This is a genomic window from Clostridium tetani (assembly GCF_900167265.1).
GTDB lineage: Bacteria > Bacillota > Clostridia > Clostridiales > Clostridiaceae > Clostridium_G > Clostridium_G tetani.
On sequence record NZ_FUWT01000003.1, the window covers coordinates 70679 to 86675 of the forward strand.

A 15997-nucleotide genomic window follows, 5' to 3' on the forward strand; every position below is an offset into this window, starting at 1 on the left:
TTACTGTATATTAATATGTTAAGAATTATAATATATTAAAGTTCAATATTAAAGTAATTTTGCAATAAAAAATTTAGGAGGAACTTATGGATATATTTACTTTATCTCTTTGGATTACAACTTTCATAGCTTTTATTATATCAATGATAAAGGACAAGCATAAAACACTAAATTCTATGACAATGGCAAAAGGTATGATGAAAAATATGATAGGGGAGATAATAGCTATATTATTTTTAATAGGGCTTATATTAACCTTTATTCCGCCTGCAACAATTAAATCAGTAGCAGAAAAAGCTAATGTTTTTCTATCCACAATTATTTCAGCTATAGTAGGTAGTATAACATTAATACCAGCATTTGTAGCATTTCCATTGGTTGGATCTCTTGTAGATGCGGGAATAAGTATAATGCCATCAGTTGCGTTTTTAACTACTTTAACAATGGTAGGTTTGGTAACGTTCTCTCTTGAAAAAGAAGAGTTTGGGAAAAAGTTTACAATAGCAAGAAATATATTAAGTTTTATTTTTGCTGTTATTATTTCCTTGGCAATGGGGGTGGTGATATGAATATATATAAAGCTTTTAAAAAGAACAAATTATTGTTTTTAGTAGCATTTGCATATATAGCCTTAATGTTTACAATGCCTCAAAAAGCATTTCAATCGGGTAAAAATAGTATGTACTATGTAAAGGAAATGCTTCAAATTATGCCTGTTATATTTATTTTAACTTCTCTTATAGAAGCATGGGTTCCAAGGGACACAATAATAAAAGGTTTTGGGGAAGGTTCTGGATTTAAAGGTTCAATATTATCTTTTATTCTTGGAAGCTTTTCGGCAGGACCAATATATGCAGCATTTCCAGTATGCAAAATGCTTCTTAAAAAAGGTGCTAGTATTTCAAATATTGTTATAATATTAAGTTCATGGGCAGTTGTTAAAGTTCCAATGCTTGCAAATGAAGCAAAATTTTTAGGATTTAAATTTATGGGAATTAGATGGATTTTAACCACTATATCAATATTTATTATGGCATATATTATGTCAAAATTAATTAAGAATGATGATATACCATATGAAATAGAAAAAGAAAAAGGGGATATATTGGAGATTAAAGAACAGTATTGTATAGGCTGTGGTGTGTGTACAAAAATATCTCCAGAAAATTTTAATTTAGTTGATGGAAAAGCAAAGGTTATAAATAAAAAAATTTTGCCTACTAAAAAAGATAGTATATATGAAATAATCAAAAAGTGTCCTGTAAAAGCTATTTATCTAAAATAAATTTAATTAAAAATCAGAAGTTTTTATGTTATTGATACTTTACTTAATTTTATGGAAAGTAGTGGCAATAAGAGATATAATGCTATATATAAGGAATTAATTAAAAAAGGTTATAAAGATTCATCTAGTATACCTGTTATAGGAGTAATAGTATATGGAACAAAGGATGAACTAAAAAAATTGGTAGAAAATCCACATATAAAAGTAGCATCTATTGGGGTTATAACAGATAGATATTAGAATATAAAATAAGGGGGAGAAATAAATGCTTAGGGAAATGAGAAAAAAAGAAAGAAGTATTAATATTTCAGAAGCTATGGAAATGCTAAATGAAGGGCAATATGGGGTTTTGTCTGTAATAACTAATGAGGGTTATCCCTATGGAGTACCAATTAACTATGTTTATATGGACAATTGCATTTATTTTCATTGTGCTATAGAAGGATATAAATTAGATAGCATTAAGTTAAATAATAATGTATCCTTTTCTGTAGTTGGTAAAACAGAGCTCTTACCTAATAAATTTAGCATCAAATATGAAAGTGTAATTATTTTTGGAAAAGCTTTTGAAGTTTTTGATGAAGAAAAGATTACAGCTTTATCATCTCTTTTAGACAAATATTCAAAAGAATATAAAGAAGCGGGAGCTAAACATGTAAAAGGTTCTGGTAATAGAACAAAAGTTATTAGAATAGATATAGAACATATTTCAGGTAAGGCAAGAAAATAGAATATAAAGCTAGAATTTTAGTTGCTATAAACTAAAATTCTAGCTTTATTTATAGAAACAATAAAAATGTATTTCTTATTGTTAGATTTATTGGAGAAGTTATATTTGCCACATCGAAGAAATACCTGCAAGTGAAAACAGATCAAAGTTAACACATGATTAGAATACGCATTTAAAGTTATAGGATAAATTTTTAATGAAATGTAAAGAATAAAAACATATAAATTAGTAGAGGAGAGTAAGATATGTTCATTCCAAGAAGAATAATTTTTGAAAAAGGTTCTTTAGATTATGAAATAGGTAAAAATATATATAATACATTTAAAGATCATAGTGATATTGAAATTATAAAATTAAATTCTAACAAAGTAAAACAACAAATTCCTGGAGATAATTTATATGATTTTTATAGACAAGGAAAAGGTACTTTAGTGGTTGGAATAAAAAAGGGCTTTAAATTTCAATCATGTAAGCCTTCAGCTCACTATCAGTTACCATTAATATCAGGTTGTATAGGACAATGTGAATATTGTTATTTAAATACAAACTTAGGAGATAGACCTTATATAAAAGTTAATGCAAACATAGATGATATACTTTGTCAAGCCGAAAAATATATAAATGAAAGATTACCAGAAACAACTATATTTGAAGGATCTGCCACTTCAGATCCCATACCTGTTGAACCCTATGTTCATTCTTTAGCAAGAGCAATAGAGTTCTTTAGTAAATATGATAATGGTAGGTTTAGATTTGTCACAAAATACAATGATGTAGATGGACTACTGAATTTAGTTCACAATGGTAATACGGAGATAAGATTCACATTAAATACTGATAAAGTAATTAATGAATATGAAAAGGGAACAGCATCAATGGCTAAAAGAATAAAAGCAAGTATAAAGGTAGCTAAAGCAGGGTACCCTTTAGGTTTTATAATAGCTCCTATATTTTTATATGATAATTGGAAAGAAGATTATAGGGAGTTACTATTAAAATTACATGAAGAAATTCCAAAAGATTTAAAATATCCTTTAATATTTGAAGTTATTTCTCATAGATACACAACAAGAGCTAAGAATATAATATTAGAAGTATTTCCACAAACAACCCTACCAATGAATGATGAAGAAAGAAAATATAAATATGGACAATTTGGATATGGTAAATTTATATATACAAAAGAACAATTACATGATATAAAATACTTTTTTACAAACGAAATAGAATCAATATTTGAAAATAAAATTATAAAATATATAATATAACTTAGAACCTATTCCAAATTATGGATATAGATAAGGATACTAGTAGTAATATTTTTATTGACAATAATATTTAAATAATGTATTATCTTTAATCAAACAGTAGTTTTTAGTAGTATGGTAGTATTTGTAGTGAATTTAATATTGACTTGTAGTATGGTAGTATAGTAACTTTATAAGTTTACCAAGTATATTTTGTAGTATAAATTTAGTGTAAGATTAGTAATTCTTATGCTTTAATTAGTTTTAATAAATTCATTTTAACACTCAAGTCTATCATTCATAAAACTCATTCTACAAAAACCTACTAATTGAAAAATATAGGGGGATGATTTTATGAATAATCAAAAAAAATCAAATCTATTTTTAGCTTTATTACCTATAATATCTCTTATTCTTATGGCTTTAGCCTCAGCAGTTAAATGGAAGTTTGGAATGAATGTTCCACTTATTTGTTCTATAATAGTAAGTTGCTTTGTAGGAAAGTACATTGGAATTTCTTGGAATGATATGGAAAAAGGACTTATGAGAGGTGCTTCTAGGGCAATGCCAGCAGTATTTATTTTAATAATAGTGGGAACAATTATTGGATTATTTATAGCAAGTGGGATCATACCAACTTTGACTTATTATGGATTAACTATGATAACTCCAAGATTATTTATACCTTCAGCGGCATTAGTTACAGCTATAATAGCTACCGCTACAGGTACTTCCTTTAATTCCATCGCAACCATTGGTCTTGCTTTAATGGTAGTAGGAACTACTATGGGTTTTCCACCTCATATAGTTGCTGGTGCAGTTCTTTCAGGAGCTTATTTTGGAGACAAGATATCTCCACTTTCAGATACTACAACTGTAGCATCATCAATGTCTGGATGCAATATATTTGAACATGTATTTCATATGATGATAAGTGCATTAATAGCATTATTTATTTCTATAGTAATTTACTATTTTATAGGTATAAATTTTATTTCAGGTGTTAATACAAATTGGAGTACAATAGAACAATTATCCAATGGACTAAGTGCTAATTTTAATATAAATCCAATTTTAATATTAGTGCCTTTACTAAGTATAATTTTTGCACTTAAAAAAATTCCAACTATTCCATCTCTTTTAGCAACATCTATTATTAGTGGTATATTTGCAATGATATTTCAAGGTGTTCATATTACTAAATTATTTAAAATTGCAACTTTTGGATATGAAAGTAATACGGGAATAAAGATGTTGGATAGTCTTTTATCAAGGGGAGGAATTAATTCTATGGGAGGAACTATAATATTAATAATTATGGCTTCTGCTTTAGGGGGAATATTAGAGGAAATAGGTTCTTTAAAAACAATTTTAAATACTATAAAAAAAGTAGTACATTCTGACAGAGGTATAATAATATCTTCCATGTTTAGTGGATTATTTATAAGTTTTGCAACAGGTGCACAAATTTTAGCTATAATGATACCTGCAAGAATGTTTTCAAAAGTATTTGAAGAAAGAGGACTTGAAGTTAAGAATTTATCTAGAGTAGCTGAAACAGTAGGAACCGTAGGTATAATACTAGTGCCATGGAGTGTTCATGCTATATTCGCTTCTAATATTCTAGGAGTAGAACCTTTTAAATTTATACCTTTTGTATTTTTTGCTTTTATAGATATTTTTATAAATATAGTTATGGCTTACACTGGAATTGGAATAGCTAAAATAGATACAACGAATAAATTTTATGAACAAGAAAAAATATCAACAGAAGCTATGTAAATTTAATAAAAAGATAATTTGATATAATTGGAGGAATGGATATGAATAATGAAACTAAATTAATATTACTTGGAACAGGTACACCTAATGCAGATCCAGATAGATCAGGTGCTTCTGTTGCCGTAGTTGTAGGGGATAATTCTTATATTGTAGATTTTGGACCAGGAGTCGTAAGACAAGCTGCTAAAGCTTATAAAAAAGGAGTGCATGCTCTTTTAGCTAAAAACCTAAAAACTGCTTTTTTAACACATTTACATTCAGATCATACAACAGGATATCCAGATCTTATATTTACTCCCTGGGTGCTAGAAAGAGAAGAACCATTAAAAGTTTTTGGGCCTAAGGGATTAAAATCAATGACAGAACACATATTAGCTGCATATAAAATGGATATAGACGAAAGAGTTTATGGTTTAGAACCTGCTAATAAAAATGGATGGAAAGTTGATGTAACAGAGATAGAATCAGGAGTTATATTTGAAGATGAAAAAGTAACAGTAGAAGCATTCCCTGTAAAACATGGAGCTTTTGAAGCATATGCTTACAAATTCCATACACCAGATAAAACTATTGTTATATCTGGAGATACTGCACCTGTAGATATTATGGTTGAAATAGCAAAAGGCTGTGATATACTTGTTCATGAGGTATATCATTTTGAAGGATTTAAATCAAGAACAGAAGAATGGAGAAAATATCATAGTTCTGTTCACACATCTTCTTATGAATTAGGGGAAATAGCCCAAAAAGCTAAACCTAAACTAGTGGTTTTATACCATCAGCTTTACATGATGAATATGCAAAGTGAAGATGAAAATTTATCAAATGAAATAGCCCTAAGAGATAAAGAGTTGGTAGAAGAAGTTAAGAGTAAGTTTTCAGGAAATGTAGTTTCTGGTAAGGATTTAGATATATTTTAACCTAATATAGTGTAAATATTAAGCTATATTTTTTAAAGAAGACTTTGAATTTTGGATTCAAGGTCTTCTTTAATGCTATCTTTTGCACCAAAGTTCATGCCCACTATAGGTTGAAGACCTTGACCTATTCCACATGTAGGTATAAATGTAAACATTAAAATTCTAAGGGCTACTCTCATTAATACTACTTTTTCATCTCCACCATAGATTGATATAATCGTATATAGTGCAGTTTGTTGTATTAGATACATAAGTTGCATCATAGCTACTGAAAACATAAGTAAGTTTTCAGTAAAAAAGCATCCTAAAACAGTAACAGTTACTGATGAGACTAATATAAATAGTATTAAATTACCTAAAATTTCATTTACTATATTGTCATCTTTTGTTCCAACAGTACGAGGTAAAACTGAAGATGAGCCAACTTCTACAAGTACAGTAATACAATTGTTTGCTTTATCAAATATATAAAAATATAATATATACTATCTACTCATATAAGGATTAAAAACAACGAAAAAAGGATTATTTTTGAGATATTGACATTTGAAAAAATGATGTTATAATTAAACTGTAGTAATCGTTTACTACAGTTATTACATATTACTGGTGGAAAACAATATATAGTAATGAACTATATCTTATAGTTTAATCAGTAAAATTGATGTTTAACAATAATGTTTATTAATATATCATAGTTTATTTTATATATTTGTAGCAATAGTTTACCGAAAATGACCTAGGAGGATAGATATGTTAAAAATTAAATGTTTAAATCCACAACTAATAAGGGCTTTAGCTCATTGTGGACATGGTGATAAAATTTTGATATGTGATGGCAATTATCCAATAGATTCTTGTACTAGTGAAACAACAGAAAAGGTTTATCTACAGTTGACACATGGAATTCCAATGGTTACTGATGTATTGAAAGTATTGGTTGAAAGCATAAACATTGAAAGAGCACAAGTAATGACACCTGGCGAAGGAGAAGAACCTACTATATTTAATGAATTTAGAGAAATTCTCAGCAATGAAATTCAATTAGATGAATTAGGAAGATTTGAATTTTATGATGAATCAAAAGAGAATAATATAAGATTAGCAATAGCAACCGGTGAGAAAAGAATATTTGCTAATATATTACTTACAGTTGGAGTTGTGTAGTTAAAATTTTTAGATCGTATGGGGTATATGGAGGGAATTATGAGTAAAATAACAATAAAAGAAGTAGCGAAAAGAGCAAATGTATCTACGGCAACTGTATCTAGAGTTTTGAATAATAACTATCCCGTAAGTGATGAAGCAAGAAAGGAAGTTTTGAAGGCTGCCTCAGAACTGAATTATAAGCCAAATGGAGTAGCAAGAAGTCTTAAGAAGAATAAGACAAACTTAATAGGTATTATCGTTGCAGATATATCAAATCCATTTTTCATGAGTGTGGCAAGAGGAGTAGAAAGTGTAGTTTCAGAAGAATACAATCTTATTTTATCTAGTACAGATGAATCACCAGATAAGGAAGTAAAATTATTAAATATGATGCTTGAAAAAAAAGTAGACGGAATAGTAATAGCATCATCCAATATTGATTCATCAGCAATAAAAAGCATAATAGCAAGTGGCATTAAATTAGTATTAATTGATAGAAAAGTAGATGATGTTACTTTAGATTATATTGCTAATGATAATTTCAATGGTTCATTTTTACTTACAGAGAGCTTAATAAAGAAAGGGCACAAAGATATCGCAATAGTAAACGGTTGCTTGAACGTAACCACTGCAATAGAAAGATTTAATGGATATAGAGCTGCTATGAATAAGTATGGTCTTAAAATAGATAAAGACTTTATATTGCAAGGAAATTACAGTGCTAGTATTGCATTTGTTGAAACTAGAAATTTGATAAGGAAAGGAAAGCTTCCAACTGCTTTATTATCAGCCAATAATAGTATGACAGAGGGAATCATGAAAGCACTTAAAAGTGAAAAAGTAAGAATTCCTGAAGACATCTCATTGGTATCATTTGGAGAAATAACCAATCAAGAATTTATAGAACCAAAAATCACATGTATAAAACAGAATCCTTTTCTTATGGGACAAAAAGCAGGAGAAGTGATTTTAGATAAGCTAAATGGTAAAAGTAAAGAGGATAATTTTAAAGAAGTAGTATTGATTAACGAATTCTGTGAAGGGAATTCTATTAAATCTTTAATATAGACTAATTTATTAAAATCATTAAGATATAATTTAATTCCTTTTATAAGGATAAGTATTTTATTTATAGTAAAGGATTACTATATTTTAAAGAGGTGAGTTTATGGAATCTAACATAGTACTCTCAATGGAGGACATAACTAAAAGTTTTCCAGGAGTAAAAGCTTTAAAAAATGCAAATTTAGAATTGAGAAAAGGAGAAGTACACGTTCTTCTAGGTGAAAATGGTGCTGGAAAATCTACACTAATGAAAATATTGGGCGGGGTTTATACAAAAGATTCAGGAAAGATATATCTAGAAGGTGAAGAAACCGAAATAGTTAGTGTTAATGAAGCCAAAGCAAAAGGGATATCAATAATATTCCAAGAGTTAAACTTAATTGACCACTTAACTGTTGCTGAAAATATTTTTATTGGAAATGAGAATTTAAAAAATAAAAAACTAAAAATTGTAGACTACAAGACCATGAATAGTAAAACAGAGAGCATATTAAGAGAACTAGATATAGAAGTAAAACCAAATGAATTAGTGAAAAATCTAAGTATTGGACAAAAACAAATGATTGAAATTGCTAAATCAGTTTCTTTTGATGCGAGAATAATAGTTATGGATGAACCTACGTCATCTTTAACTGATAAGGAATGTGAAAAACTATTTCAAATTGTAAATAAACTAAAAAAACAAGGTGTTGCAATAGTCTATATATCTCATAAATTTGAAGAGTTTAAATATATTGCCGACAGAATTACAATAATGAGAGACGGAGAGTATGTAAAAACTGTAGAATTTAAAAATACATCAGAAGATGAATTAGTAAAATTGATGATAGGAAGAGAGCTTGGTAATAGATTTAGTGATGAATATATTAAAAAAGGAGAAATTATATTCAAAGCTGAAAACATAGTTACTAATAAAATCAACAATGTTTCATTTGAAGTTAGAGCAGGAGAAATAGTTGGACTATACGGTCTTATGGGAAGTGGAAGAACTGAAACCGCAATGGCTATATTTGGATATGATAAGATAAAGTCTGGCAAATTATATATTGAAAATAAAGAAGTGAAAATTAAACATCCAAAAGATGCTGTTAGGGCAGGAATAGCTTATGTAAGCGAAGATAGAAGAAATCTTGGAGTAGTAGTTGGTTTTAGTGTAGGTGAAAATATTAGTTTATCAAGTATGGATAAGGTTTCTAGTAGTGGAGTAATAAGTGAAAAAGAAGAAAAAGAAGTAGCAAATAAATTTATAGAAAGCTTAAAGATAAAAACTCCAAGCGCCTTACAAAAAGTGAAAAACTTAAGTGGAGGTAATCAACAAAAAGTTGCCATAGCAAAATGGCTTCAGAGAAATAGTAAAATTTACATATTTGATGAACCAACAAGGGGTATAGATATTGGGTCTAAGGCGGAAATATATAAATTAATAAAGGACTTAGCAAAAAAAGGACATGCTATAATACTTATATCTTCTGAAATGCCTGAAATTATAGGATTATCAGATAGAATAGTTGTCATGAGTAATAGCTGTGTGTCTGGTTCTATTGAAAATGATATACAAAATAAAAAAGATGTAGAAGAAAAAATAATGAAATATGCAATAGGAAAGTGATAGGAGGAAAAAATATGACTGAATTAAGCAGAGAAAATAATAAAGTTAGTAAAAAGGATATTATACAAAAGTTTAGTACAGTTTTGATTTTAGTAATGCTGATGATTGCTCTAACAGTTATGAAACCTGTTTTTATGACTAGAAATAATATTATGACAATCTTACTTCAAACAGCTGTTATTGCGGTTATAGCTATAGGTGAAACTTTAGTAATAATAACATCTGGTATAGATCTTTCTGTAGGATCTTTAGTTGCAATCTCAGGTGTTGCTAGTGCTATTTTTATGAGAGATGGTATGAATATGATCCTAGCTTGCATGCTTGGTATACTTATAAGTACAGCTTGTGGATTAATTAATGGATTTATAGTAGCTAAAGGAAATATTCCAGAGTTTATAGTAACACTTGGTATGATGAGTATAGTTAGAGGTGCTTCATTAGTTGTTACACAAGGCTTACCTGTTTCAGGATTACCAGATGGCTTTCAAGTATTAGGTACTGGAAAATTATTTGGGGTTATTCCAGTTCCAGCAGTGATAATGATTATTTTAGCCATGATTTTTACCCTGATATTAAGAAAAACACTTATAGGAAGATATACTTATGCTATAGGAAGTAATGAAGAAGCTACAAAGCTTTCAGGAATAAATACAGATAGAGTTAAAATTACGGTTTATGGATTAAGTGGATTATTAGCAGGAATAGCTGGTATATTACTTACAGCAAGACTTATATCTGCACAACCAACAGCTGGGACAGGCTATGAATTAGATGCTATAGCTGCGGCTGTTATTGGAGGAGCTAGTCTTGCAGGTGGAGAAGGAACTATAACAGGAACTATAATAGGGGCTTTAATAATGGGTGTATTAAGAAATGGACTTAACCTTTTAAATGTTTCAGCATTTTGGCAACAAATAGTTATAGGAGCTATAATTATAGCTGCTGTATATGGAGATAAGTTGAAAAATAAAAAATTAAATTAGTTTATGTTATTTAAATATAATATAAAAATAAAATAATTTTAGGGGGAATATCAAATGTTAAAGAAAAGATTAGCTTTAATAACAATGTCAGTAATGTTGTCAGCAGGAGTTTTAGCGGGATGCGGACAAAAATCAGCAAGTGATTCTACAAAGAAAAATATTGCACTAATAGTTAAGTCAACAGATTCTGAATACTGGCTTAGCGTAAAGGCAGGAGCAGAGAAAGCTGCTAAAGAAGCAGGGGCAAATATAATATTTAAAGGACCTGCTACAGAACAAGATATTCAAGGAGAAGTAAATATAGTTGAAGATGCTATAAATCAAAAAGTTGATGGAATAGTACTTGCAGCTAGCGATACAAAGGCTCTTATTCAACCAGTTGAGAATGCTATAAATGCAAAAATACCTTTAGTAACTGTTGACTCAGGAGTGGATTCTGATAAGGTAGCAAGTTTTATAGCAACAGATAACGAAAAGGCAGCAAGTCAAGCAGCTGATGTTTGTGCAGAACTTATTGGAAAATCAGGTAAGGTTGGAGTAGTAAACTTTGTACCAGGTGTTTCAACAGCAGTTCAAAGAGAAAAAGGATTTAGAGATGGAATGAGTAAACATAGCGGAATAGAGTTACTTAAAACACAATATTCACAAAGTGACAAATCAAAAGCCATGGCTATAACAGAAGATATTCTTACTGCCAATCCAGATGTAAAAGCAATTTTTGCAGCTAATAACCGTTCAGCTTTAGGTGTAGCACAAGCACTTAAAGGAAAGGGAGTTGCTGGTAAAGTAAAAGTTGTAGCTTTTGATGCTGATCCAGATGAAATTAAAGGCATTGAAGATGGTTCAATAACAGCTCTTATAGTACAAAATCCTTATAAAATGGGAGAAGAAGGGGTTAAAAATGTTCTTGCTCTTATGAAGGGTGAAACAGTAGAAAAAAGAATAGATACAGGTGTTACGATAGTTACAAAAGAAAATATAAACGATCCAGAAGTACAAAAAGTTTTATATCCAGAAAAAAATAAATAATAAGTATTCTGATATTTAAGTTTTTATATAGAAGAATGGGAGAGATAGTTGATGAATAAAGATGTATTATTTTCTATAAAAGAAGTAATGGAAGAAGAAATAAAAGCTATAAAAAACGTTTGTGAAAATCTAGACGAGAATTACGAGAAAGCAGTAGATTTAATTCATAACTGTAAAGGAAAAGTTGTTTTTACTGGAGTAGGTAAATCAGGACATATAGGAGAAAAGCTTGCAGCAACATTTGCAAGTACTGGAACACCAGCTTTCTTTGTGCACTCAACAGAAGCTCTTCATGGAGATTTAGGAATGATAGAAGAAAAAGATATAGTTATTGCTATATCAAATAGTGGAGAAACTAAAGAAGTACTTTCAATAATTTCATCTATAAAGTACATAGGAAGTAAGATAATATCAATTACAGGAAATAACAATTCTTCCCTTGCAAAAGAAAGTGATGTAGCACTTGAAGCAAAGGTTGATCATGAAGCGGACCCATTAAATCTTGCACCAACTAGTAGTTCTACTGTAGCTTTAGTTTTAGGAGATGCACTTGCCATAACTCTTTCTCAACTTAAAGAATTTAAGAGGGAAAATTTTGCAGTATTTCATCCCGGCGGAAGTCTAGGTAAGAGATTGTTTAATGAGATGAAAAAGCTTTAATAAAAGGAGAATGAATGTGAAGAAGATACTAGTAATAGGTAGTTTTATGATGGATCTAGTGGCACAAACTCCAAGAGCACCAATAGAGGGTGAAACAATTATAGGAAAGTCATTTAGTCAGTTTACAGGAGGAAAAGGTGCAAATCAAGCAGTAGCGGCTGCTAGATTAGGTGCATATGTCACTATGATTGGAAAACTTGGAAAGGATAGCTTTGGAGAAGCTCATATAGAATCCTTAAGAAGAGAAGGTATAAATCATGACTATGTACTATTTGATGATGTAGAAAGTTCTGGAGTAGGTCACATAACATTAGAAGAAAACGGAAACAATAGAATAATTGTTATTCCTGGAGCAAACTTAAAGTTAACTCCTAAAGAAGTTGAGGATCTTGAAGACAATATTAAAAGCTCAGATATAGTAATACTTCAACTTGAAATCCCATTTGAAACTGTATATAAGACTATTGAATTAGCACATAAACATGGAAAGACAATAATTTTAAATCCGGCACCGGCAGCCAAATTAAAGGAACATTTTGTAGAACTAGTTGATTATATAGTTCCTAATGAATCAGAGGCTTCACTATTAACTGGCATTAAAGTAAATAGTATTGAAAGTGCTAGAAAAGCAGCTAAAAGTCTCCTTAATTTAGGATGTAAAAATGTTATAATTACACTAGGAGAAAAAGGGGTATTACTTGTAAATAATAATGAGGAAATATTTCAAGAATCATTTAAAGTTAAACCAGTTGATACAACTGCAGCTGGAGATTCATTTATAGGTGCATTTGCTTATTCATTAGCTAATGGATTAGGAAATGTAAAGTCTTTAGAATTTGCATGTGCAGTTGGAGCATTGACAGTTACGAAAATAGGTGCTCAACCATCACTTCCAAAGCTTACAGAAGTTGAAATGTTTATGAAAGAAAATAGATAGTACGATAAAGTAAAAACTCACATTTATAAATGTGAGTTTTTATATAAGAAAAGAGTTATTAAATTATATAAGGGAGGGATTTAAATGAAATTAAGATGGGGTATCATTGGTGCAAGTGGTATAGCTGATGAATGCACTATACCTGGAATATTAAAAACTAATAATTCAGAAGTAGTTGCAGTTATGAGTAGAAGTATAGAAAAAGCTGAAAAAATTAGAGAAAAATATAATATAAAAAAAGTATATTCAAATGTAGAAGATTTATTGAATGATAAAGAGGTTGATGCAGTATATATTGCAACACCTGTTTTTGATCATAAAAATAGTGTTATTTTATCTGCAAAGGCTAAAAAACATATATTTCTTGAAAAACCTATGGGATTAACTACAGAAGAGTGCGAAGAAATGATAAAGGTTACAAAAGAAAATGACGTTAAATTAGGAATTGCTTTTATGATGAGATTTGGGGAACATCATAGAAAAGTTAGAAAGTTATTAAAAGAAAATATAATAGGAGATATTATTAATACAAGAATACAATATAGTTGGTGGTATCCAGATGATAATGTTTGGAGGCTTGATCCAAAATTAAGTGGTGGTGGTACAGTAGTAGATTTAGGCAGCCATTGCATTGACTTAATACAATACTTATTAGATACCAAAATAAAAACTGTTTCAGCAATGCTTGGAACAAAAACTTTTAACTATGAAGTTGAAGATTCAGCTCAAATAATGTGTGAGATGGAAAATGGAGTATATGGTGCTTTTAATTTTCACTTTAATATTCCAAATAGTATATCAAATAATACTATGGAAATTTACGGTACAAAAGGTTCTATAGTTTGTTATGACACAATTGGAAGAGAAGATGTAGGTAAAGTTTTAATTAAATTATCTGGAGAAAATGGAGAAATAGATTTCTCAGATTATACTTTAGAAGAACTATCTATAAATCCAGTTGACCGTTATGAGAAAGAAATTCAAGCTTTTTCAGATGCAGTTATAAACAATGAAGAATTACCTGTTTCAGGTGAAGCAGGTTTAAATGTAGTTAGAATAACTTCAGCTATTTACAAATCTTATAAAAATAAAAGATTTGTAAATGTTTATTAATAATAAAACAGAGGTATTAATATGAAGGATTATAAAAAGATGTTAAAAGACTTAGAACAACAAGAAAAAGAGTTAGTATTTTCTGAGTTTACAAATGAAACAGCACTTAATATAGGACTAATAATAATAGAAAATGCTAAAAAAGATAATAAAAAAATTACTATAAATATAGAAAAAAATAAGCAACAAATATTTCATTATGCATTTGATGGAACTTCACCAGATAATGATGATTGGATAACTAGAAAAAATAGAGTAGTAAATAGGTTTTATAATAGTTCTTTATACATAGGAATATTATTAAAAGATGAGAAAAAATCTATAGAAGAAATGTATCATATAAGTTCTTTTGAATATTGTCCTTATGGTGGAGCATTTCCTATAATAATGAAAGATGTAGGTGTTGTAGGAGTAATAACTGTATCAGGTCTTACTGAAGAAGAAGATCATAATATGGTGGTAAGTGCAATTAGAGAATATTTAAATAATATTAATAGTTTTAAATAATGGGTTGCCTCAAAGTTTTATTTTGAGGCAACCCATTATTTATAACAGTGTAATAAAGTTGTTATATTGCTTAAGGAGATTTGTTATAATTTAAGTATATTGTTGCTCTACAGGCATTGGATTATACTTAAGTGAGAAAATAATTAACAAGATTGGGCATAATATTTATATATAGAATTAGAATATATTACATATACTGAGGCAATTTTAGAATTTAGTAATGAGGAAGTAAGCTAAATTATAACTTAGATAAAATGTTAAGGGGAGATACATATGAAACATATAACTTTTGAAGATATAAAAAATAATAAAGAATTCCAAACATATATTCAAAAAGGCGATGAACTACTTGGAGTTATGGGATATACTGAACATTCCTTTATACATGCAGGCAAGGTTTCTTATACTGCAGATAGTATATTAGCTAGTTTAGGATATAGTGAAAGGGAAAGAGAACTTGGGAAAATAGCTGGATATATTCATGATATTGGCAATATGATAAATAGAATTGATCATGCTCAAACAGGTGCTATATTAGCTTTTGATATTTTAACTAGAATGGAAATGCCTCCTGAAGAAATTGCTACTATAGTTTCCTCTATTGGAAACCATGATGAAGGCACAGGTCAACCGGTAAATACAGTATCAGCAGCATTAATATTAGCAGATAAAAGTGACGTTAGAAGAAGCAGAGTAAGAAACAGGGATTTTGCTACTTTTGACATTCATGATCGAGTAAACTATGCAGTTGAAGATGCAGAGGTTAAAGTTAATAGCGAAAAAAGAATTATTTTATTAGAAATGAAAATCGACATTACTATTTCTTCTTTAATGGAGTATTTTGAAATATTTTTAAATCGTATGATGATGTGTAGAAAGGCAGCAGATTTTTTAGATTCTAAATTTGATTTAGTTATAAATGGTACTAAGTTACTATAAGTATTAAATTTTACTAAAATTAATTGGTAAGTGGGGGGAGGT

18 protein-coding genes are annotated in these 15997 nt (G+C 29.1%); 17 read left to right on the forward strand and 1 reads right to left on the reverse strand.

Translation table 11 applies throughout. From position 1 onward, the window contains the following. Positions 1–86: 86 nt before the first annotated feature. The 7 genes from B5D21_RS02590 (at position 87) to B5D21_RS02620 (ending at position 5964) form a co-directional block, all read left to right on the forward strand. A complete protein-coding gene (locus B5D21_RS02590) occupies positions 87–569 on the forward strand; it encodes a permease (protein ID WP_011099151.1) in 483 nt (160 codons plus the stop codon). After that, positions 566–1285: a permease gene (locus B5D21_RS02595; RefSeq protein WP_011099152.1), complete on the forward strand. Its 720-nt coding sequence runs from the start codon at positions 566–568 to the stop codon at positions 1283–1285. Before B5D21_RS02590 ends, B5D21_RS02595 begins: the two co-directional genes overlap by 4 nt. 51 nt (positions 1286–1336) lie before the next feature. Continuing rightward, positions 1337–1525 (forward strand): anti sigma factor C-terminal domain-containing protein, encoded by a 189-nt coding sequence (locus B5D21_RS02600; RefSeq protein ID WP_035125370.1) that lies wholly within the window; start codon positions 1337–1339, stop codon positions 1523–1525. 25 nt (positions 1526–1550) lie between these two features. Further along, positions 1551–2015, forward strand: coding sequence for a pyridoxamine 5'-phosphate oxidase family protein (locus B5D21_RS02605; RefSeq protein WP_011099153.1), 465 nt, complete (start codon positions 1551–1553; stop codon positions 2013–2015). A gap of 245 nt (positions 2016–2260) precedes the next feature. Continuing rightward, positions 2261–3283, forward strand: a complete 1023-nt coding sequence (gene splB, locus B5D21_RS02610) for a spore photoproduct lyase (RefSeq protein WP_011099154.1) — start codon at positions 2261–2263, stop codon at positions 3281–3283. A 333-nt stretch (positions 3284–3616) separates the two neighbouring features. Next, positions 3617–5044 (forward strand): Na+/H+ antiporter NhaC, encoded by a 1428-nt coding sequence (gene nhaC, locus B5D21_RS02615; protein WP_011099155.1) that lies wholly within the window; start codon positions 3617–3619, stop codon positions 5042–5044. Positions 5045–5085: 41 nt separating this feature from the next. Next, positions 5086–5964 (forward strand): MBL fold metallo-hydrolase, encoded by an 879-nt coding sequence (locus B5D21_RS02620; RefSeq protein WP_115604543.1) that lies wholly within the window; start codon positions 5086–5088, stop codon positions 5962–5964. A gap of 32 nt (positions 5965–5996) precedes the next feature. Here the strand turns inward: B5D21_RS02620 and B5D21_RS14240 are convergent, their stop codons facing one another. Beyond that, positions 5997–6242 (reverse strand): MATE family efflux transporter, encoded by a 246-nt coding sequence (locus tag B5D21_RS14240; RefSeq protein WP_035110189.1) that lies wholly within the window; start codon positions 6240–6242, stop codon positions 5997–5999. A 475-nt stretch (positions 6243–6717) separates the two neighbouring features. Between B5D21_RS14240 and B5D21_RS02630 the strand changes: the two genes are divergently transcribed. From B5D21_RS02630 to B5D21_RS02675, 10 genes are all read left to right on the forward strand, one after another. Further along, positions 6718–7131: an RbsD/FucU family protein gene (locus B5D21_RS02630; RefSeq protein WP_011099157.1), complete on the forward strand. Its 414-nt coding sequence runs from the start codon at positions 6718–6720 to the stop codon at positions 7129–7131. A gap of 39 nt (positions 7132–7170) precedes the next feature. Next, entirely contained in the window at positions 7171–8181 is a 1011-nt protein-coding gene (locus tag B5D21_RS02635; RefSeq protein ID WP_035110186.1) for a LacI family DNA-binding transcriptional regulator, read from the forward strand. A gap of 100 nt (positions 8182–8281) precedes the next feature. Further along, positions 8282–9787: a sugar ABC transporter ATP-binding protein gene (locus tag B5D21_RS02640; protein WP_011099159.1), complete on the forward strand. Its 1506-nt coding sequence runs from the start codon at positions 8282–8284 to the stop codon at positions 9785–9787. Between the two features lie 14 nt (positions 9788–9801). Beyond that, the gene (locus B5D21_RS02645) at positions 9802–10770 is read left to right on the forward strand and encodes an ABC transporter permease (RefSeq protein WP_046655445.1); all 969 of its coding nucleotides are present in this window, start codon (positions 9802–9804) and stop codon (positions 10768–10770) included. A 54-nt stretch (positions 10771–10824) separates the two neighbouring features. Next, positions 10825–11799 carry an ABC transporter substrate-binding protein gene (locus B5D21_RS02650; RefSeq protein WP_011099161.1) on the forward strand — a complete coding sequence of 325 codons (975 nt, stop codon included), beginning with the start codon at positions 10825–10827 and terminating at the stop codon, positions 11797–11799. A gap of 51 nt (positions 11800–11850) precedes the next feature. Continuing rightward, positions 11851–12459, forward strand: coding sequence for a KpsF/GutQ family sugar-phosphate isomerase (locus B5D21_RS02655; RefSeq protein ID WP_023437760.1), 609 nt, complete (start codon positions 11851–11853; stop codon positions 12457–12459). Between the two features lie 10 nt (positions 12460–12469). Then, positions 12470–13396, forward strand: coding sequence for a ribokinase (rbsK, locus tag B5D21_RS02660; protein ID WP_011099163.1), 927 nt, complete (start codon positions 12470–12472; stop codon positions 13394–13396). Positions 13397–13480: 84 nt separating this feature from the next. Further along, complete coding sequence (locus B5D21_RS02665; RefSeq protein ID WP_011099164.1) at positions 13481–14509, forward strand: Gfo/Idh/MocA family protein; 1029 nt, start codon at positions 13481–13483, stop codon at positions 14507–14509. A 21-nt stretch (positions 14510–14530) separates the two neighbouring features. Beyond that, the gene (locus B5D21_RS02670; protein ID WP_035127523.1) at positions 14531–15016 is read left to right on the forward strand and encodes a heme-degrading domain-containing protein; all 486 of its coding nucleotides are present in this window, start codon (positions 14531–14533) and stop codon (positions 15014–15016) included. Positions 15017–15289: 273 nt separating this feature from the next. After that, positions 15290–15955: an HD domain-containing protein gene (locus B5D21_RS02675; protein WP_011099166.1), complete on the forward strand. Its 666-nt coding sequence runs from the start codon at positions 15290–15292 to the stop codon at positions 15953–15955. Positions 15956–15997 lie beyond the last annotated feature (42 nt).

What these genes read in the sequence shown, in the direction of transcription:
- B5D21_RS02590 (WP_011099151.1), top strand. Translation starts at nt 87, where the DNA reads ATGGATATATTTACTTTATCTCTTTGGATTACAACTTTCATAGCTTTT.
- B5D21_RS02595 (WP_011099152.1), top strand. Translation starts at nt 566, where the DNA reads ATGAATATATATAAAGCTTTTAAAAAGAACAAATTATTGTTTTTAGTA.
- B5D21_RS02600 (WP_035125370.1), top strand. Translation starts at nt 1,337, where the DNA reads ATGGAAAGTAGTGGCAATAAGAGATATAATGCTATATATAAGGAATTA.
- B5D21_RS02605 (WP_011099153.1), top strand. Translation starts at nt 1,551, where the DNA reads ATGCTTAGGGAAATGAGAAAAAAAGAAAGAAGTATTAATATTTCAGAA.
- splB (WP_011099154.1), top strand. Translation starts at nt 2,261, where the DNA reads ATGTTCATTCCAAGAAGAATAATTTTTGAAAAAGGTTCTTTAGATTAT.
- nhaC (WP_011099155.1), top strand. Translation starts at nt 3,617, where the DNA reads ATGAATAATCAAAAAAAATCAAATCTATTTTTAGCTTTATTACCTATA.
- B5D21_RS02620 (WP_115604543.1), top strand. Translation starts at nt 5,086, where the DNA reads ATGAATAATGAAACTAAATTAATATTACTTGGAACAGGTACACCTAAT.
- B5D21_RS14240 (WP_035110189.1), bottom strand. Translation starts at nt 6,242, where the DNA reads ATGTTTTCAGTAGCTATGATGCAACTTATGTATCTAATACAACAAACT.
- B5D21_RS02630 (WP_011099157.1), top strand. Translation starts at nt 6,718, where the DNA reads ATGTTAAAAATTAAATGTTTAAATCCACAACTAATAAGGGCTTTAGCT.
- B5D21_RS02635 (WP_035110186.1), top strand. Translation starts at nt 7,171, where the DNA reads ATGAGTAAAATAACAATAAAAGAAGTAGCGAAAAGAGCAAATGTATCT.
- B5D21_RS02640 (WP_011099159.1), top strand. Translation starts at nt 8,282, where the DNA reads ATGGAATCTAACATAGTACTCTCAATGGAGGACATAACTAAAAGTTTT.
- B5D21_RS02645 (WP_046655445.1), top strand. Translation starts at nt 9,802, where the DNA reads ATGACTGAATTAAGCAGAGAAAATAATAAAGTTAGTAAAAAGGATATT.
- B5D21_RS02650 (WP_011099161.1), top strand. Translation starts at nt 10,825, where the DNA reads ATGTTAAAGAAAAGATTAGCTTTAATAACAATGTCAGTAATGTTGTCA.
- B5D21_RS02655 (WP_023437760.1), top strand. Translation starts at nt 11,851, where the DNA reads ATGAATAAAGATGTATTATTTTCTATAAAAGAAGTAATGGAAGAAGAA.
- rbsK (WP_011099163.1), top strand. Translation starts at nt 12,470, where the DNA reads ATGAATGTGAAGAAGATACTAGTAATAGGTAGTTTTATGATGGATCTA.
- B5D21_RS02665 (WP_011099164.1), top strand. Translation starts at nt 13,481, where the DNA reads ATGAAATTAAGATGGGGTATCATTGGTGCAAGTGGTATAGCTGATGAA.
- B5D21_RS02670 (WP_035127523.1), top strand. Translation starts at nt 14,531, where the DNA reads ATGAAGGATTATAAAAAGATGTTAAAAGACTTAGAACAACAAGAAAAA.
- B5D21_RS02675 (WP_011099166.1), top strand. Translation starts at nt 15,290, where the DNA reads ATGAAACATATAACTTTTGAAGATATAAAAAATAATAAAGAATTCCAA.